Origin of the sequence: Pseudomonas sp. LM13, from assembly GCF_041381355.1 — a bacterium.
Lineage (GTDB): Bacteria > Pseudomonadota > Gammaproteobacteria > Pseudomonadales > Pseudomonadaceae > Stutzerimonas > Stutzerimonas frequens.
Genome location: NZ_JACBXH010000004.1, coordinates 68,233 through 85,784 on the forward strand (window position 1 = coordinate 68,233; position 17,552 = coordinate 85,784).

The window sequence follows — 17,552 nt, forward strand, 5'->3', positions numbered from 1 at the left end:
ACCCATAAAAAAACCGCGGCCCCAGGGCCGCGGTTTTCGTTACAGCGTGATCATCACGCCTTCTGACGCAGCTTCTCCGGTTTGATCAGGAAGCGAGCCAGAGCCGGCAGCAGCCAGATCGCGCCGACCATGTTCCAGAGGAACATGAAGGTCAGCATAAGGCCCATGTCGGCTTGGAACTTGATCGCCGAGAACACCCAGGTCACCACACCGATCGCCAGGCAGATGCCGGTGAAGATCACCGCCTTGCCGGTGGATTTCAGCGTCTGGTAGTAGGCTTCCTGCAGGGTCATCCCCTGACGCAGGAAGGTCTCCAGGCGGCTGTAGATGTAGATCCCGTAGTCCACACCGATGCCCACACCCAGCGCGATCACCGGTAGCGTGGCGACCTTCACCCCGATGCCCATGAAGGCCATAAGCGCGTTGCCGAGGATCGATGTCAACACCAGCGGCAGGATCACGCAGAGCGTCGCGGCCAGCGAGCGGAAGGTCAGCAGGCACATGATGCTCACCGCCAGGTAGACGGCGATCAGCATGGTGGTTTCCGACGCGGCGATAACCTCGTTGGTGGCCGCCTCGATCCCGGCGTTGCCCGAGGCCAGCACGAACTCCAGACCTTCGCGGTTGTTCTCCTCGGCGAAGTCCTTTGCCGCGGCCACCACGTGTTCCAGCGTCTCGGCCTTGTGATCGTTGAGGAACACCAATACCGGCGCCAGCGAGCAGTCGCTGTTGTACATCCCTTCAGCACGGGCGATGGAGTTGTTCAGCACATGCTGGTTACGCGACAGCGTCTCCCATTTCAGGCTGCCCTCGTTCATGCCCTTGATGCCCTGGCGCGCCACCGACACCATCGATACCGCCGACTGCACGCCCTCGGTGTTCTGCATCTTCCACATCAGCTCGTCCATGGCGGCGAGCGTGTCGTAGTGCGAGCAGCCTTCTGGCGCGGTCTTGACCATCACCACCAACACGTCGGAGCTGGTCGAGTAGTTGCGGATGACGAAGTCGTTGTCCAGGTTGTAGCGCGAGTCCGGATGCAGCTCCGGTGCGCCCTGATCGAGGTCGCCGATCTTAAGGTTCTGTCCGTACCAGAGACCACCAACCAGGGCGACCACGGCAATGGTGATGGAAATCGGCGCCACTTTCGGGCTGGCGAAGTTCGACAGCGCGCGCCAGAAAGGATGATCGCGCGAGGCCTCTTCGCGGGCCTGCTTGATCGCCTTCTGGCTGATCCCCATGTAGGAGATCGCCACCGGCAGCAGGATCAGGTTGGTCAGGATAATCACCGCCACACCGAGCGAAGCGCCGATGGCCAGCTCGCGGATCACACCGATATCGATCAGCAGGAGGGTGACGAAACCCACCGCATCGGACAGCAACGCCACCATTCCCGGAATGAAAAGCTGGCGGAACGCCATGCGTGCTGCCGTCACCGGATCTTCGGTATAGCCCGAAGCCATGGCGATCCCGTTGATCTTCTGCACGCCGTGGGAAATACCGATGGCGAATACCAGGAACGGCACCAGCATCGAATAGGGGTCTAGCCCGAAGCCGAGGGTATGCAGCAGGCCGAGCTGCCAGACCACCGCGATCAGCGTCGTGATCAGCACCGCGATGGTGCTCTTCAGGCAACGGGTGAACCACAGCAGCAGCACGAAGGTGATACCGATGGCGACGATGAAGAACAGCGCCACGCCAACCAGCCCGTCAATCAGGTCACCGACCTTCTTGGCGAAGCCGATGATGTGCACCTTCACGTTAGGGTTCTGTGCCTGATACTTCTCGCGGATCTTCTCTTCCAGCTCGTGGGAGAACTTCTGGTAGTCCAGTTTGATCTGCCGGCTCTGGTCTTCCGGGTCCGGGTAGGACTCCAGCAGCGGCACATCGATGATGCTCGACTTGAAGTTGTTCGCCACCAGACGGCCGATCTGGCCGGACTTGAGGATGTTGTCGCGCAGGTCATCCAGGCTTTCGGGCGAGCCGTCGTAGGTCTGCGGGATCACTTCGCCGCCAGCGAAGCCCTCCTCGGTAACCTCGGTCCAGCGCACGCTCGGGCTCCACAACGACTTCATGTTCGAGCGGTCGACGCCGTGGATGTAGAACACCTCGTCATGGATCTGCCGCAGCGTCTCCATGTACTCCTTGGAGAAGATGTCGCCCTCCACCGCTTCCACCGAAATCCGCACGGTGTTGCCGAGGTTGGCCAGGTCGTTCTGGTGCTCGAGCATCTTCTGGATGTACGGATGCCCCAGCGGGATCATCTTCTCGAAGCTGGTCTGCGGCCGAACCTGGGCCGCCTGATAAAACAGGAACGCGCTGATCAGCAGGCAGAGTACGACGACTGCCGGCCGGTTATTGAATATCAGGCGTTCGAGGAACGACGCCGGCTTCTGTTGGTGCTTGGTCATGCAGACTCTCCCGGCTTTATTGTTTTGGGGCCAGATCCGCGCCCGATGGCGAGGCGATGCGAACACCACCCTGCCCTACCAGGATCAGGTTGCCTTGGGAATCGGAGGTAACGCCCGACAGCGAACGGCGGTCGGGACGATTGAACAGTTTGAAGCTACGGCCCTGATCGTCGCTGGTGAGCACCGCACCGCCATGGCCGACCACCACGATGCGCCCGTCGCGCAGCAGATTGCCGTCGGCCAGCCCGGACTCCAGCACATTGCCATTACCGTTGCTGAGCTCGATGCCTTCCCAGTTGTCGCCGAAATCGACGGAACGGAAGAGGTGGCCGCGCAGACCGAAGGCAACCACAACCCCCGGCTCCGAACCACTGACCACCCCGAAGAACGAACCCTGATACGGCGATTCGACGCGCTCCCAGGTTTCGCCGAGATCGGAGGAACGGAACATGCCGCCCAGTTCGCCAACCACGAACAGGCCCGAGCCCTGGATATGGGCGATGGCGTTCAGGTGGTAACCGTCCTCGTTGTCGAGGCGCTCGCTGATGTCCTCCCAGCTCTGCCCGCCATCGATGGTTTCGAGCAGCGCGCCGTAGGCGCCTACCGCGATGCCGTGCTGGGTGTCTTCGAACCAGACGTCCAGCAAGGGGGCTTCGCGTTCGCGATCCTCGTACTGCACCGTCCAGCTCTCACCGCCGTCGGCGGTAGCCAGGATCAGCGCGTCGTGGCCCACCGCCCAGCCGTGCTTGTCGTCGACGAAGTCGATAGCGGTCAGCAGCTGACGCGTCGGCACCTTGGCCTGCGTCCAGCTGGCACCGTCGTCATCGGAATAGAGAATGTGGCCCCGATCGCCCGCCGCAACGAGGCGTTCACCAGCCTGGGCGATGTCGAGCAGAAGATTGGATACGGCTTTCGCCGACTCGATGGAGTAGCGGGTCTGGCCGTCGGTAGCGGCCTGGACTGGTGCCGTTGCTGCCAGCAACAGGAGCGAAACGGCGCCGCACAGTGAAAGCATGCCGGCAACCGATGAGTGAAGACGCGACGCCCTCGCCTGGCTTGGAACCTCGGCGCGGCCGGATAGTGTGCGCCGCTGAACGGGCTCACTCATACATACCCCCTTTATTCTTATTAGGTAAGGCCCGAGATACAGGCGCAGCCATCCTAGCCAGCTTCCGCGGGCAGGCACAATTGGCCGGACGTTATGAATTGTTAACTCTCACGCAATGATTGACGCATGATCAGCCAGGCTGATTGGGCCAGTGGCCAGTATGGCCGGCCGCCTCGTTCGCACGCGCAGTGACGATCCGACGCGAGGCGCCGGTGGATGGTCACGATACGCAGGAAGGTTTGTTCTTCTGGATAGCGCCAGGGAACAGGCTCTCGCAAAAGAAAGGCCGATCGCATTGCACGATCGGCCTTGTCGAATCAGGCGAGGCTCTTGCTCACCACTTCGTAGACATCGCTGGACAGCTCTCCGGATGCAAGGATGCGCTCCAGCTCGCCCTTCATCAGCGCCTGGCGAGCGCTGTCGTATTTGCGCCAGCGGGTCAGCGGTGCCAGCAGGCGCGAGGCGATCTGCGGGTTCAACGCGTTGAGGGTGATGACCTGGTCGGCGAGGAAGCGGTAGCCGGCGCCATCGGCGCGGTGGAAGTTGACCAGGTTCTGGTTGGCGAAGGCGCCGATCAACGCACGCACCTTGTTCGGGTTCTTCAGGGTGAAAGCCGGGTGCTGCATCAGCGTCTGCACCCGCTCCAGCCCACCGGGCAACGGGTTGCCGGCCTGAACGCTGAACCACTGATCCATGACCAGCGGGTTGTCCTTGAAGTGCTCGGCGAAGGCCTGCAGCGCCTTGTCGCGCTCGGCCTCGAACGGCGAGTTGACCAACACGGCCAGTGCGGTCAGCCGCTCGGTCATGTTGTCGGCCTGCTCGAACTGTTCCAGGCAGGCTTCCACGACTTCGGCTTTTTCGCTCAGCATCAGATACGACAATGCGATGTTCTGCAGGGCGCGACGGGCGAAATGTTCGGCCGAGGCGACATAGGGCGTGCTGCGCGAGGTTTCGCGATTGGCCTGGTAGCGCTGCCACAGCGGCTCGAACAACGCGTCGGCGATGCGCTTGCGGGCGAACTCGCGTGCCGTATGGATGGCATCCACGTCCGCCACTTCGCTGATTTCGGTCAGATAGGCCTCGCCCGGCAACGAAAGCATCTCGGCAACCATGGCTGCATCGAGCGTCTCGTTTTGCAACAGGCTGCGTAGCGCATCGACCAGGCGCTCATCCATCACCAACGCTTCCCCACGCTGATGCTGACCGATCAGCTCCTGCAGCACCTGCACCGACAACTGCTGACCCGCTTCCCAGCGGTTGAAGCCATCGGAGTCGTGCTGCATGAGGAACATCAGCTGGTCACGGTTGTACGGATAGTCCAGCTTCACCGGTGCGGAGAAGCCACGCAGCAGCGATGGCAGCGGGCGCTCGGCGACGTCGACGAAGGTGAAGGTCTGCTCGGCTTCGGTCACCGCCAGCACGCGGCTGGTCCCGACGGCGGAGGCTTCACCGTCCAGACGCAGCGGCATGTCCGAACCATCGGCGGCAAGCAGGCCCAGCGCCACCGGAATCACGAACGGCTCCTTGGTCGGCTGGCCCGGTGTCGGCGGACAACTCTGGCGGAAGGTCAGGCGGTAGGTCTTCGCCGCCTCGTCGTATTGCTCGCTGACGGCCAGGCGCGGCGTGCCGGACTGGCTGTACCAGCGCTTGAACTGGGTCAGATCGGCACCGTTGGCGTCTTCCATGGCTTTGACGAAATCGTCGACCGTCACCGCCTGGCCGTCATGGCGTTCGAAATAGAGGTCGCTGCCCTTGCGGAAGCCTTCTTCACCTAGCAGCGTCTGGATCATCCGTACCACTTCGGCACCCTTCTCGTAGACGGTCAGGGTGTAGAAGTTGGAAATCTCGATAAAGGATTCCGGGCGCACCGAGTGCGCCATGGGGCCGGCATCCTCGGCGAACTGGTGAGTGCGCAGGTAGGCGACATCCTCGATGCGCTTGACCGTCGCCGAGTTCATGTCGGCACTGAACTGCGAATCGCGGAAGACGGTGAAGCCTTCCTTGAGCGACAGCTGGAACCAGTCGCGACAGGTCACGCGATTGCCCGACCAGTTGTGGAAGTATTCGTGGGCGACGATCGCCTCGACGCGCTGGTGCGCAGCATCGGTCGCGGTTTCGGCGCGGGCCAGCACGGCGCTGGAGTTGAAGATATTGAGGCCCTTGTTCTCCATGGCGCCCATGTTGAAGTCGTTGACCGCGACGATCATGAAGATGTCCAGGTCGTACTCGCGACCATAGGCCTCTTCGTCCCACTTCATCGACTTCTTCAGGCTGTCCATGGCGTGCTGGCACTTGTCGATATTTTCCGGCTCGACGTAGATGCGCAGCGCCACGTTGCGCCCGCTCATGGTGGTGAAGCTGTCTTCGACGCACCAGAGATCACCGGCCACCAGGGCGAACAGATAGGCCGGCTTCTTGAACGGGTCTTCCCAGGTCGCCCAGTGGCGGCCGTTTTCTTCGCTGCCGCTGGCAATCGGGTTGCCGTTGGAGAGCAGCACCGGGTAGGCCTTCTGTTCAGCGCTCACCGTGGTAGTGAACTTGCTCATCACGTCCGGGCGGTCGAGGTAGTAGGTGATCTTGCGGAAGCCCTCGGCCTCGCACTGGGTGCAGAACATGCTGCCGGACTTGTACAGCCCTTCCAGCGCGGTGTTGCTTTCCGGGTGGATCACCACCGAGCTGTCGATGACGAAGCTGTCGCTATCCGGCTGCAGGGTCAGGCAATCGTCGCTGATCTGGTAGTCACCCAGGCCAAGCTCGCGGTCGTTCAGCGCAATGGACAGCAGCTCGAGCTGCTGTCCATGCAGCTCCAATGGCGGCAGCTTGCCGGCCGGACGCTCGGAATTGCGGCGCATCACCAGCTGGGCGTGCACCAGGGTGCGATCCTCGTACAGCTCGAAGGTCAGATGGGTTTCATCGATCAGGTACTCGGGGGCCTGGTAATCCTTCAGATGAATGACTTTCGGTTGTTCGGTACGCATGGAAACCTCGTCGACTGAGCTTCAAGCGGCACGCTTCAAGCGGGAATATGGCGATGGTGCCAGCCCGGGGAACCCGGGCTGCGAGTGAGTTCGAGCTTAGCGTCTGTCGCGGCGGACTTGTAGGGTGGAAACAGCGAAGCCTTTTCCACGCGATTGCCCTGGCCGCTCATCCTTGAGCCGGCAGCCCTAGCGCCGTAGGGTGGATGTCGCTTCCTACATCCACCGTATGCACTCACTGTGTCCTGCCCTGCGGTGGACAAGGCTGCGCCGTTGTCCACCCTACGCAGCGGCGCTGGCGGCCACCTGATAGGCAGTGAACTTGCGGATATTGATCACGCCGGTATCGAGGATCAGGTATTGACCCTTGATGCCCAGCAGCGTCCCCTCGACCACCGGCGTCTTGTCCAGATCGAGACTGACGACCTTGGTCGGGTAGGCCTCCACGGGATAACGGATCTCCACCACCTCGGCATCGGCGACCGGCTGGATCGCCTGCAAGCCGTAGCGCTGCTGCAGACCCTGCAGCCCGGCGGCGCAGGCATCGAAGATCCGCTCGCGCATCTCGATCAGGTCGATGGGCTCGGCGTCACCCTTGAGCAGCGCGCGCCAGTTGGTGCGATCGGCGACCTGGCTGCGTAGCAGGTCTTCGACCATGCCCGATTGCTGACGGGTGGCGACCCGCATGATCGGCAGCGCCTGGCTCGCACCCTGGTCGAGCCAGCGGGTCGGCAGCTGGGTGGCGCGGGTGATGCCGACCTTGATGCCCGACGAGTTGGCCAGGTAGACCACGTGGTCGGTCATGCAGAAGTCCATGCCCCATTGCGGATCACGGCAGGTGCCGAAGTCGTGGTGGCATTTTTCCGGGCTCATGATGCAGACGTCGCACTGCGGCAGCTTCTTGAAGCAGGGATAGCAGTAGCCCTGGCTGAAGCTCTTGTTGGTCTTGCGCCCGCAGTGTGTGCAGTGGATGGCACCCAGGTATTCCAGCCGAACCTGCCGACCGATCAGTGGGTTGACCGGCACCAGTCCTTCGCCGAGGCGAAAGGCGTACTGCACAGGCACGCCCGATTCGAGCTGAACCGACATCTTCTCCAGCGCGCCGCGTCCGAGCTCCAGCATCAGTGGCGGGTTCCGGAAGCCGGTGTGAACAGGCTGGTGTCGATGGCGGCCTCGGCCTTCTTGCTCTTGGAGCCGCATTCCTGGCCACCCATGTAGCCGGTGCGCTCTTCCTCGGGAAGATTCTTCATCTCCCAGGCGATCACCGCCTGCATGCAGGTTTCCTTCTGCTCGGGGGTCAGCTTGCGGCCGTCAGCCCATTTGCCCAGTTCGAGGGCCTGCTTGAGGCTCGCGTAGATTTCGGGGGTGATGTTTTCGGCGGTTTGGATAAAGGTCGACATGGCCAGCTCCGGGGGAAACGAGCGGCCATTCTACCGGGCTGTCGCGCTTTAGGGAAAAGCGCGACAGCCCGCTAGCGGCGCCGCGCCAGCGTGCCGCCAATCACACCGGTCAGGCAGCCGGCGACCAGCCCGCCGACATGCGCCGCGTTGGCGATCGCCAGCGCGCCGAAGCTGAGCACCTCGATGACGCCGGTCAGGCAAATCACCAGCCACACCAACATCAGCACCACGACGCCGGGTGGCAGCCGGTAGGCCTCGTTCGGTGCGAGCTTCTGATACAGCCAGCAATGACCGAGCAGACCGTAGAGCACACCGGACAGACCACCGAAGATGCCCGGCCCACCGAACAGATACTGGGCGAAGTTGGACACCAGGCCGAACAGCACGGTCAGCGCCAGCAGCATCCAGGCACGCTGACGTGCTTCGATACGCCGCCCCAGCTCCCAGTACCACATGCTGTTCATGGCCAGATGAAGGATGCCGAAGTGCACGAAGATCGGCGTGATCAGTCGCCACCACTGGCCGGCCGCGAGGCTCTGCTCCAGCGTGGCGAAGTAGGCGTACTCGCCGTCGATGCGAAAGTCGACGAAGTTCAGCCAGCGGATCGTGGCAAAGTTCTCGCCGAGCAGAGTGATCCCGGCAACCACGAGGGTGATCAGCAGCATCGCCGCGGTAAGCGGGCTGGCGCGCAAGGCGGCGACGAAACCGCCGCGCCGCCGAGGCTGCTCGGCCACCACGCTGTCGTCTCCATGCGGGTATCGGGCATACAGGTCGCGCACCTGTTCGACCACCTCGCTTGGTACCCGCAGCACCTGCTGGTCGCCCTCTTCCGAAACCCGGCAAGGCACGCGCAGGCGGCGCAGCAGCGCGATGAACCCGCTGAGGTCTTCCGACAGCGGCAGGCGCAGCGCTTCGCTCACCGCGACACTCATGGACGGAACACCGCGCAGACCTCGACCCAGGCGAACTTCGCCGGGTCCAGGCGCGTTTCCTGGTCCAGCCGATAGGCCACCAGCTTGCCGTTCTTCACCGCACTGTAGTCCAGGCAGGCCAGGTTGCCGCGCAGCGGCCCCGGCTGGCCGCGGCGCCAGTAATGGCCGACGAACAGCAGCGGCTCGTCCGGCCCGTAAAGGAACAGCCGATTCTTCTGTTGCGGCGACAGCGGCAGGCGCGCCGCATGCTCCGGCAGGCCATCGGGCTGGAATACCACGTCACCGTAGGTCTGCGGGTTCTCTTCCCAGAACTTGGTGCGGAAGAAGGTGCGCACGAAGCCTTCCTCACTGGTCAGCGTCATGCCCTCGGGCAGCGGCATGTCGGTGCCGCGCAGCAGCCGATCCAGCGCCTGGCAGATGAAGGTACCCGGCAGCCCGGCCTCGCGCAGGAGCGCCGGGTTGATCCGGCCATCGTCGAGCAGCGGGCGCAGGCGCGCGATCACGCTGCTGTCCCAGCAGGCATGCACCACTCGGAAACGTTCGGTTTCCAGGAACAGCGGCAACTCGTAGAACCAGTCGCGGAAGGCCTGCCACTCGTCCGGATAGTGTTCGAACTGCTCGAACGTCTCCTGCAGCAGGCGTGCGAAACGCGGCGAGTGCGCACGCACGAATTCCCGGCCACTTCCCGGCGGCGCGGGCATGTACCAGCCCAGCGCGTTGAACTCGTGGTTGCCCATGATGCAGTGCGCCTGGCCGTGCTCGACCATCCCATGAACCAGATGCAGCGCCTCGCGAATATGCGGACCGCGGTCGATGATGTCGCCGAGGAAGATCACCTGCCGGCGTGAATGTCGCCAGACTCCGCCCTGCTGACGGTAGCCCAGCTGATCCAGCAGGCGCGCCAGCGCATGGCCGCAGCCGTGGATATCGCCTATCAGGTCGTAGCCGCGCTCGGGATCAAGCTGCATCAATCGCCCCCGCCGAGGCGGCTGCCCCAGCCCAGCTTGGTTCGGCAGACTTCGTAGTAGTTGTGATCCAGCGGATGGATCAGGTGCAGCTTCTGCGGCTTCTTGCGTACGGTCACGGTGTCACCGGGAGCACAGGTGAAATGGTTCTGGCCGTCGCAGGATACCTGCGGATAGATCTGCATGTTCGGCGACACCACGATCTTCAGCTCGCTGTTGCCATCGACCACGATCGGGCGACTCGACAGGGTGTGCGGGTACATCGGCACGACGACGATGGCGTCCAGCCGCGGATGCATGATCGGCCCGCCGGCGGAAAGCGAATAGGCGGTGGAGCCCGTCGGGGTCGCCACGATCAGGCCGTCGGCCTTCTGGCTGCAGACGAACTGGCCGTCGATGTACAGCTCGAACTCGATCATGCGCGTGGATTTTCCCGGATGCAGCACCACGTCGTTGAGCGCGTCGCCCTCGCCGATCGGCTCATCGAAGCGGCGCGCCTGGGCTTCCAGCAAAAAGCGGTTTTCCAGGGTGTACTGGCCGTTGAGCACCTCGGCGACCTTCTCTTCCAGCTCGTCCGGGCGGATGTCGGTGAGAAAGCCGAGGCTGCCGCGGTTGATGCCCAGCACCGGCACCCGATGCTTGGCCATTGCCCGCGCAGCGCCGAGCAGGCTGCCATCACCACCGACCACGATCACCAGATCACAGGATTCACCCAGCCGCTGCCGTGACGAGGTCTGCATGCCATGCCCGGGCAGGACCTCGGCAATGTTCTCCTCCAGGATCACATGCAGATGGCGTTCGACGAGAAATCGCTTCAGCCGGCGGATGGTATCCAGCACCTGGGAGCTACCCAGGCGGCCGATGATGCCGATATTGCGGAATTGCTCCATTGACGCTCCCTGGTGTGGCTGGGCGGATGGTTGCGGGCGTCGCAACGCCCGAAAGTTAACATGCGACGCGCCGGCGAGGCAGCCGGCCTGGGCGTGACGTGCCAGCAGATGCGCTCGAAGGTTCGCTGACAGCCGTTAGAGCGGTGCCGCGGCGCCTCTGTTCAGCGGCAGCGGATTATCGGCGAAACGTCGAACCGGCGGCAAACTGACGGCTATGCTGCTGACATGAACCCGATCAGTCTTGCCGAGCTGTCCAGCCTGCTTCGCCATCCACAGGTGCGCGATCTCGCCTGGACGCTGCTGTCGCCAGCATTGCTGAGCGAAGCGCCGCTGCGCCAGCGCCATCCTCTAACTGCGAGCCGCTGGCATCGCGAACCCGAGCTGCTGGCCACCTGGCTGCTGAGCCAGGATGCCGAACCATCGGTACTCGAGGCCTGGCTGTCGCAGCGCAGCAATCGCCGCCTGGGTCTGTACTACGAGCGCCTCTGGCAGTACGCGCTTTGCCAGGCACCCGATATTCAGCTGCTTGCAGCCAACCTGCCGATCCGCCAGAACGGCAGCACCCTCGGCGAGCTGGACCTGCTGTTCTGCGATGATCAGGGCGTGCACCATCTGGAGCTGGCGATAAAGCTCTATTTGGGCTTCGGACCTGGCGACGGCAGCCAGCACGCCCACTGGCTCGGTCCGGGCAATCATGACCGCCTGGATCTCAAGCTCGCCCATCTGTGCCAGCACCAGCTGCCCCTGTGCAACCAGCCGGCGACACAGGCCGTGCTCTCCGAACTCACCGGGCGCGAGGTGCAGAGCAGTTTCTGGCTCAGCGGTTACCTGTTCCAGCCCTGGCCACAGGGTTGCGCCCTGCCTCATGGAGCCAATCCTCGACATCTGCGCGGTCGCTGGCTGCGTCAGTCCGACTGGCCTGGCTATCAGGCTGCGACGCCCGAGACCGTCTGGCAACCGCTGCCCCGCGCGGCCTGGCTGGCCGCAGCACGCATCGCGCACAGCGAGCTGTGGAGCGTCAGCCGGCTTGCCGAATGGCTGGCGGGCCATCCGGCCCGAACGCGGGCGCAGCTGATGGTGCGTCTCGAACCTGACGCATCCGGCGACTGGCTGGAGCAGGAACGGCTGTTCCTCGTGGCGGACGACTGGCCACACAATGGCGAAGCGACACGCGCGTCTTCGGCCTGACACAATCGCCGGCTAGAATTTTCGCCCGACTCGACCCTTGCAGATCAGCCCATCCCCACATGTCCATCGACACCCAACGCCCCGCCGCCGAGCCCCTGAAAACCTGGACCATCTTCCTGATCTTCCTGCGTCTGGGGCTGACCTCCTTTGGCGGCCCGGTGGCGCATCTGGGCTACTTTCGCGACGAATTCGTCGCGCGCCGCCGCTGGTTGGACGAGCGCGGCTATGCCGATCTGGTTGCGCTCTGCCAGTTCCTCCCCGGCCCTGCCAGCAGCCAGGCCGGCCTGGCGATCGGCCTGCTGCGCGGCGGTTATCGGGGCTCGCTGGCGGCCTGGGCCGGCTTCACGCTGCCCTCGGCCGTCGCGCTGACGCTGTTCGCGCTGGGCATCGCCCGCTGGGGCGACGCCCTGCCCGGCGGGTTCATCCAGGGCCTGAAGATCGTGGCGGTGGCGGTCGTCGCCCAGGCCGTGTGGGGCATGGCACGCTCGCTGTGCAGCGACGGGCCGCGTGTTGCGATCATGCTCGGCGCAGCAAGCGCCGTGTTGCTGCTGCCTTTCGTCTGGAGCCAAGTGGCGATCATCATCGTGGCGGGGCTGATCGGATTGCTGGCGTTCCGCCCGACGCCAGGCGAGGCAACCCCCAACTTGCCCGTGCGCATCAGGACGCGCACCGCGCTGTCTGCCCTGTTTGCGTTCTTTGCGCTGCTGGTGCTGCTGCCCATGCTGGCCGGCGTCAGCGGCAGCCAGGCGCTGGCGCAGATCGATGCGTTCTATCGCACCGGTGCGCTGGTGTTCGGTGGCGGCCACGTGGTGCTGCCGCTGCTGCAGGCCGAAGTGGTGCCGTCCGGCTGGGTCGACAACGACGCCTTCCTCGCCGGCTATGGCGCGGCTCAGGCCGTACCCGGTCCGCTGTTCACCTTCGCGGCGTTTCTCGGCGCGTCGATGAACAGCGGCCCAAGCGGCTGGCTCGGCGCAACCATCTGCCTGCTGGCGGTGTTCGCGCCCTCCTTCCTGCTGGTGTTCGGCGCCTTGCCGTTCTGGGAGCGCCTGCGCGGCAATCGCCGCAGCCAGGCGGCGCTGGCGGGTGTCAATGCCGCCGTGGTCGGGTTGCTGCTGGCGGCGCTATACGACCCGGTCTGGACCAGCGCGATCAAGGCCGCGGAACACTTCATCCTGGCCGTGCTGGCCTTCGCCGCACTGAGCTACTGGAAGCTGCCGCCGTGGCTGGTGGTAATCGCCGGTGCGCTCGGCGGCGGCCTACTCGGCCTGACGGGCTGAAACTGCTCAGCTTTCCAGCGCCAGCAGCACCGCACTGGTCACCAGAAATCCGCTGAACAGCAGGCGCAGCAGATGCTCCGGCAGCGCATGGGCGAGGCGCACGCCCAGACTGATGCTGAGCAGCCCGCCAACGGCTAGCGGCAAGCCCAGCAGCCAGTTGACCTGCTGATGCAGCGCATAGGTCACCAGGGTAACGCCGGTGCTCGGCGCAGCCAGCGCCAGTGACAGCCCCTGGGCGACCACCTGCGAGGTGCCGAATACGCTGGTCAGGATCGGCGTGGCGATTACCGCACCGCCCACGCCGAACAACCCGCCCGCCGCCCCCGCCCCTGCGCCGAGGACGCTGAGCCATGGCCAGGAATGACGCAGCTGACCATTGCCGGGCGCTGGCCGCAGAAACACACGCAGCAGATTGTAGGCCGCCAGAGCCAAGAGAAAGCCAACGAACGCCAGGCGCATGCGGCCAGCGTCCAGCGAGACCGCTACGCCCGCGCCGAGAATGGCGAAGACAAAACTGGCTCCTGCCAGCGCTGCGGCGTGGCGCCAGTCGATGCGGTTGCGCTGATGGTAGCGCCAGATGGCGAGCAGCACGTTGGGCACCACCATCACCAGCGCCGTACCCTGGGCCAGTTGCTGGTCCAATCCGAAGAGCACGCCCAACACCGGAATCGCGATCAGCCCGCCGCCAATGCCGAACAGTCCGCCAAGCGTGCCCAACGCCAGTCCCAGCAGAATGTTCAGCCCGATGTCCAGCAGCATATGCGCGTTCCAATGTCAGAGAGACGCGAATGCTACGCCGCTACGGCTGGCGTCGATACGCACAGCCGCGCACAATGGCTTTGCACTTTACGCACAAGCAGAGTCGACAATGCTGCCAGACGCCCTTTCCGCTCAACTCGAACTCTTCCTCGACGTGCTGGAATGCGGCAGCTTCTCCGCTGCTGCGCGCCGGCATGGCCTCACGCCCTCCGCCGTGGCACGGCGTATCGATGCACTGGAGCAGGCCCTCGGCGGTCAGCTGTTCAGCCGCAGCACCCATGCCGTGCGGGCGATGCCTGCGGCACTGGCCTTTGCCGAGCGCGCCCGGCGCATCGTGCAGGAACTGCATCTGGCGCGTGCCGAAGCGACGTCGTTGGACAGCGCACCGGAAGGTCGGATCCGCATCGACGCCCCTGCGCCATTCGGGCGTCGGCACCTGGCGCCGGCGCTGGCTGAGTTCCTGCAGGCCTATCCAGGTGTAGATATCCAGCTGCGGCTGATCGACAGCTTCGTCGATCTGCAAGGTGAACATCTGGGGGAAGTGGATCTGGTGTTGCGCATCGGTCCGCTGGCCGACACGCGGCTGGTCGCCACGCCGCTGGCACCGATGGTGCGGATCGTCTGCGCCAGCCCGGCCTACCTGGAACGTCGTGGCCTGCCATTGCAGCCGGAGGAGCTTCCCGAGCATGACGGGCTCGACTGGGACGCGCTGGCTCCGCCGCATGCCTGGCGCTTCGAGCGCGACGGCAAGCCGCGCCTGCTGCGTCCCGGACGCCTGCGGATGGTGGCGAACAATGCCGAGGCGCTACTGGCCGGAGCGCTGGCCGGGCTCGGCATCGCTCACCTGCCGACCTGGCTGATCAGCGATCAGTTGCTGCGCGGCGAACTGCTTCCGCTGTTCTGCGAAAGCGGACTGCCGCAACCGGAAGCCAGCGGCATCTATGCCCTGCGCCTGACACGCGAGGCCGACTCGCGGACCCGACTGCTGCTGGAGTTTCTCAAATCCCGCTTCGGCCCGGTCCCGCCATGGGACCAGGCGCTCAATAGCGATTTGAAAAGGGAGTGACGTTCAGAGGCTCTGGCTTTCGATTTCCTGGGTGACGCCCCAGCCATCGAGCACACCACCGAGGGGTTCAACCAGATCCTCCAGATCCTGCTCGAAGTCGCCGATGCCGTCGAACGTCGCGTACATCACCTTGCTGACCTGCAGATTCCAGCTTCCGTCCTCGCGCGGAAAGACCTGGGTGTTGATGGTTTCACCGCGGAAGTTCTCGGCGGCGATCTGGGCACGGTCCCTCTCGGGGAATACCGCGTAGAACTCGATGGGATGCACACGGGCGAAATCGAAACCGCCCTCTTTCATCCGGCGCAGAACGGTGCTGCTGACATCCTCATGGAAGGTGGTGCTCATGATTCAACCTCCTCTCATACCTGGATGAAGTTGCCACGAGCTCAGCGGGAGATCGGCTCCGTCGTCGAGACATCGGGCAAACGGGAGTCGCAACAGCTAGTCGAAGAGACGTGGACGATGTCCACAGTGACAAGCTAGCAGGCCAGGGACCTGACTGCACGGACTCGATGACTCGACGCCACCGCGCGCCAGGGTCGCGGGCTTCATCAGTAGAACCCGCGAGACATGTGGCAGTTCAACCGGAGCGCGGAACACAAAACGGCCCGCACCGTTGCCGGGCGGGCCGCTCGAGGGGCGATGCGCCGTGCGCGATCAGTCGTTGCTGGGCTTGGCGATCGCATGTAGCACGTACTGCGGCAGCGCGAAGGCGGCGATGTGCACGTGCGGGTTGTAATAACGGGTCACGATGCCGCTGCCGCTATAGCGCTGCATCAGGGTTTCCAGCGGCAGTTTGCGGCTCTCGGCACTGCTGGCGCCCCAGGCGAAGGTCATCGCACCGCCAATGTAGGTCGGCACCGCGGCCTGATAGAAATGCCAATCGGCGAATAGACCCTGCATGCGCTTGGCGGTGGTCTGCACCTCGCCCAGTTGCAGGAACGGCGTGCCGTTCTGGGCGACCAGGATACCGCCCTCGTTCAGGCAGCGCCGGCACGCCTGGTAGAAGTTCTCGGAGAATAGCGCCTCACCCGGGCCGACGGGATCGGTGGCATCGCAAATGATGACGTCGAACTTCTCCTCGGTTTCCGCCAGGAAGTGCATGCCGTCATCGATCACCAGCTTCAGCCGCGGATCATCGAAGGTCCCGGCCGAATGGTTCGGCAGGAATTCCCTGCATATCTCCACCACTGCGCCGTCTACCTCGACCAGGGTGATGCTCTCGATGTCGCGATGGCGCGCCACTTCGCGCAGGATGCCGCCGTCGCCACCACCGATGATCAGCACCCGGCGCGCCAGGCCGTGGGCCAGGATCGGCACATGGGCGAGCATCTCGTGGTAGACGAATTCGTCGGCCTCGGTGGTCTGGATCACCCCATCAAGAGCCATGACGCGGCCCATGCGCGGGTTCTCGAAGATCACCAGATGCTGGTGCTCGGTGTGCACCTCGTGCAGCAGCTTGTCGATATGGAATCGCTGCCCGTATCCCTCGTAGAGAGTTTCCTGAAAGTCGCTCATGGCTGTCTCCCTTGGCAGGCATCGCGCAACGCCGCGACGTCTGCAAGCTGGCTGGGGACGGGCGATGAATCGCCCACCGAAAAGAGGCGCATTCTACGGTGGCCTAGATGACAGGAGGAACCATGGGGGTTCGAAAGCACACTTAGGGACGACAAAGCGACGCGCAGACGCTAGGGTCTGGAAATGAGCGAAACCATTCACCTGCCCTACCTCGAGCCCTGGGACTGGCAACAATTCCACCGCCACTTCGCCCTGCGTCTTCTGCCAGGTGTGGAGCGCCTGGAGCCACGCGGCTATGCCCGTACGCTGCGCCTCGGTGAGGCCTGCGGCTGGCTCAGCGTCAATGCTGCCGACGACCGCCCCGTGCTCGAACTCACCCTCAGCGACTCGCTGCTGCACGCCACCCAGCCACTGGTAGCCCAGGTGCGCAAGATGTTCGACCTGGACGCCGACCCGCAGGCGATCGCCACGCATTTCGCCAGCGACCCGGCGCTCGGCCCACTGGTCGCAGCTCAACCCGGCCTGCGCCTGCCAGCGGCCTACGATCCATTCGAGCAGGCCGTGCGCGCGATCGTCGGTCAGCAGGTCACCGTCAAGGCGGCCGTGACCATTACGCGCCGTATCGTCGAGCGCCTCGGCGAGCCGTTGCCACAGGCGCCAGCCGGACTGGAGATGCTATTTCCCACCGCGCAGGCGATCGCCGACGACCCGCTGGAGGCCATTGGCATGCCCGCCAAACGCGCCCAGGCGCTGCGCCGGCTGGCCGCCGCAGTGGCCGAGGGCGCGTTGCAGCTGCATGTCGGGGATGGCGCCGACACGCTGGTCCGGCGCCTGTGCGAGCTGCCGGGCATTGGCCCCTGGACCGCCGAATACATCGCGCTGCGCGGCTTCGGCGTGGCAGATGCCTTTCCCAGTGCGGATCTCGGTTTGCTCAAGGCGCCGCTTTGGGGAGCGGATGGGCTGACCGCCAAGGCACTGGCCGCACGCGCCGAAGCCTGGCGTCCATGGCGTGCCTACGCGGCGATCCACATCTGGGACAACTACGCCAAGGGCGGCTGACGGTACG

The 17,552-nt window shown here is 64.4% G+C and carries 15 protein-coding genes; 4 read left to right on the top strand and 11 right to left on the bottom strand.

All coding sequences use genetic code 11. The features are described from left to right. Nucleotides 1-53: 53 nt before the first annotated feature. The 8 genes from HZR81_RS05155 to HZR81_RS05190 form a co-directional block, all read right to left on the bottom strand. On the bottom strand, nucleotides 54-2,408 hold the full coding sequence (locus HZR81_RS05155; RefSeq protein WP_110776627.1) for an efflux RND transporter permease subunit: 2,355 nt from the start codon (nucleotides 2,406-2,408) through the stop codon (nucleotides 54-56). 16 nt (nucleotides 2,409-2,424) lie between these two features. Then, nucleotides 2,425-3,423 carry a WD40/YVTN/BNR-like repeat-containing protein gene (locus HZR81_RS05160; protein ID WP_482738532.1) on the bottom strand — a complete coding sequence of 333 codons (999 nt, stop codon included), beginning with the start codon at nucleotides 3,421-3,423 and terminating at the stop codon, nucleotides 2,425-2,427. Nucleotides 3,424-3,833: 410 nt separating this feature from the next. Continuing rightward, entirely contained in the window at nucleotides 3,834-6,494 is a 2,661-nt protein-coding gene (gene pepN / locus HZR81_RS05165) for an aminopeptidase N (protein ID WP_500127494.1), read from the bottom strand. 279 nt (nucleotides 6,495-6,773) lie between these two features. After that, nucleotides 6,774-7,613 (bottom strand): DUF2797 domain-containing protein, encoded by an 840-nt coding sequence (locus HZR81_RS05170; RefSeq protein ID WP_063541010.1) that lies wholly within the window; start codon nucleotides 7,611-7,613, stop codon nucleotides 6,774-6,776. Continuing rightward, nucleotides 7,613-7,891 carry a YeaC family protein gene (locus HZR81_RS05175; protein WP_200595236.1) on the bottom strand — a complete coding sequence of 93 codons (279 nt, stop codon included), beginning with the start codon at nucleotides 7,889-7,891 and terminating at the stop codon, nucleotides 7,613-7,615. The genes HZR81_RS05170 and HZR81_RS05175 overlap by 1 nt, the downstream gene beginning before the upstream one ends. 71 nt (nucleotides 7,892-7,962) lie before the next feature. Continuing rightward, on the bottom strand, nucleotides 7,963-8,823 hold the full coding sequence (locus HZR81_RS05180) for a rhomboid family intramembrane serine protease (RefSeq protein ID WP_063541008.1): 861 nt from the start codon (nucleotides 8,821-8,823) through the stop codon (nucleotides 7,963-7,965). Continuing rightward, nucleotides 8,820-9,791: a metallophosphoesterase gene (locus tag HZR81_RS05185; RefSeq protein ID WP_253751260.1), complete on the bottom strand. Its 972-nt coding sequence runs from the start codon at nucleotides 9,789-9,791 to the stop codon at nucleotides 8,820-8,822. Before HZR81_RS05185 ends, HZR81_RS05180 begins: the two co-directional genes overlap by 4 nt. Further along, on the bottom strand, nucleotides 9,791-10,678 hold the full coding sequence (locus HZR81_RS05190) for an NAD(+) kinase (protein WP_003280695.1): 888 nt from the start codon (nucleotides 10,676-10,678) through the stop codon (nucleotides 9,791-9,793). The genes HZR81_RS05185 and HZR81_RS05190 overlap by 1 nt, the downstream gene beginning before the upstream one ends. A 225-nt stretch (nucleotides 10,679-10,903) precedes the next feature. Here HZR81_RS05190 and HZR81_RS05195 point away from each other — a divergent pair, with 225 nt between their 5' ends. Both HZR81_RS05195 and chrA read left to right on the top strand, forming a co-directional pair. Beyond that, on the top strand, nucleotides 10,904-11,866 hold the full coding sequence (locus HZR81_RS05195; protein ID WP_500127495.1) for a DUF1853 family protein: 963 nt from the start codon (nucleotides 10,904-10,906) through the stop codon (nucleotides 11,864-11,866). 59 nt (nucleotides 11,867-11,925) lie between these two features. Further along, a complete protein-coding gene (gene chrA / locus HZR81_RS05200) occupies nucleotides 11,926-13,143 on the top strand; it encodes a chromate efflux transporter (protein ID WP_500127496.1) in 1,218 nt (405 codons plus the stop codon). 6 nt (nucleotides 13,144-13,149) lie between these two features. On the opposite strand, the gene HZR81_RS05205 is transcribed toward chrA, so the two are convergent. Beyond that, a complete protein-coding gene (locus HZR81_RS05205) occupies nucleotides 13,150-13,902 on the bottom strand; it encodes a sulfite exporter TauE/SafE family protein (protein WP_156243944.1) in 753 nt (250 codons plus the stop codon). A gap of 109 nt (nucleotides 13,903-14,011) precedes the next feature. On the opposite strand from HZR81_RS05205, the gene HZR81_RS05210 reads away from it, so the two are divergent. After that, nucleotides 14,012-14,968 (top strand): LysR family transcriptional regulator, encoded by a 957-nt coding sequence (locus HZR81_RS05210; protein WP_063540434.1) that lies wholly within the window; start codon nucleotides 14,012-14,014, stop codon nucleotides 14,966-14,968. Nucleotides 14,969-14,971: 3 nt separating this feature from the next. On the opposite strand, the gene HZR81_RS05215 is transcribed toward HZR81_RS05210, so the two are convergent. Continuing rightward, nucleotides 14,972-15,313: a ribonuclease E inhibitor RraB gene (locus HZR81_RS05215; RefSeq protein ID WP_063540435.1), complete on the bottom strand. Its 342-nt coding sequence runs from the start codon at nucleotides 15,311-15,313 to the stop codon at nucleotides 14,972-14,974. A gap of 312 nt (nucleotides 15,314-15,625) precedes the next feature. Further along, complete coding sequence (gene speE / locus HZR81_RS05220) at nucleotides 15,626-16,486, bottom strand: polyamine aminopropyltransferase (RefSeq protein WP_430731475.1); 861 nt, start codon at nucleotides 16,484-16,486, stop codon at nucleotides 15,626-15,628. Between the two features lie 183 nt (nucleotides 16,487-16,669). Between speE and HZR81_RS05225 the strand changes: the two genes are divergently transcribed. Continuing rightward, complete coding sequence (locus tag HZR81_RS05225; RefSeq protein ID WP_102840315.1) at nucleotides 16,670-17,545, top strand: DNA-3-methyladenine glycosylase family protein; 876 nt, start codon at nucleotides 16,670-16,672, stop codon at nucleotides 17,543-17,545. Nucleotides 17,546-17,552: the final 7 nt, after the last annotated feature.

Coding starts and splice junctions, on each gene's coding strand:
- speE (WP_430731475.1), bottom strand. CDS start 16,486: ATGAGCGACTTTCAGGAAACTCTCTACGAGGGATACGGGCAGCGATTC.
- HZR81_RS05190 (WP_003280695.1), bottom strand. CDS start 10,678: ATGGAGCAATTCCGCAATATCGGCATCATCGGCCGCCTGGGTAGCTCC.
- chrA (WP_500127496.1), top strand. CDS start 11,926: ATGTCCATCGACACCCAACGCCCCGCCGCCGAGCCCCTGAAAACCTGG.
- HZR81_RS05180 (WP_063541008.1), bottom strand. CDS start 8,823: ATGAGTGTCGCGGTGAGCGAAGCGCTGCGCCTGCCGCTGTCGGAAGAC.
- HZR81_RS05210 (WP_063540434.1), top strand. CDS start 14,012: ATGCTGCCAGACGCCCTTTCCGCTCAACTCGAACTCTTCCTCGACGTG.
- HZR81_RS05185 (WP_253751260.1), bottom strand. CDS start 9,791: ATGCAGCTTGATCCCGAGCGCGGCTACGACCTGATAGGCGATATCCAC.
- HZR81_RS05225 (WP_102840315.1), top strand. CDS start 16,670: ATGAGCGAAACCATTCACCTGCCCTACCTCGAGCCCTGGGACTGGCAA.
- pepN (WP_500127494.1), bottom strand. CDS start 6,494: ATGCGTACCGAACAACCGAAAGTCATTCATCTGAAGGATTACCAGGCC.
- HZR81_RS05160 (WP_482738532.1), bottom strand. CDS start 3,423: ATGCTTTCACTGTGCGGCGCCGTTTCGCTCCTGTTGCTGGCAGCAACG.
- HZR81_RS05170 (WP_063541010.1), bottom strand. CDS start 7,613: ATGCTGGAGCTCGGACGCGGCGCGCTGGAGAAGATGTCGGTTCAGCTC.
- HZR81_RS05215 (WP_063540435.1), bottom strand. CDS start 15,313: ATGAGCACCACCTTCCATGAGGATGTCAGCAGCACCGTTCTGCGCCGG.
- HZR81_RS05175 (WP_200595236.1), bottom strand. CDS start 7,891: ATGTCGACCTTTATCCAAACCGCCGAAAACATCACCCCCGAAATCTAC.
- HZR81_RS05195 (WP_500127495.1), top strand. CDS start 10,904: ATGAACCCGATCAGTCTTGCCGAGCTGTCCAGCCTGCTTCGCCATCCA.
- HZR81_RS05155 (WP_110776627.1), bottom strand. CDS start 2,408: ATGACCAAGCACCAACAGAAGCCGGCGTCGTTCCTCGAACGCCTGATA.
- HZR81_RS05205 (WP_156243944.1), bottom strand. CDS start 13,902: ATGCTGCTGGACATCGGGCTGAACATTCTGCTGGGACTGGCGTTGGGC.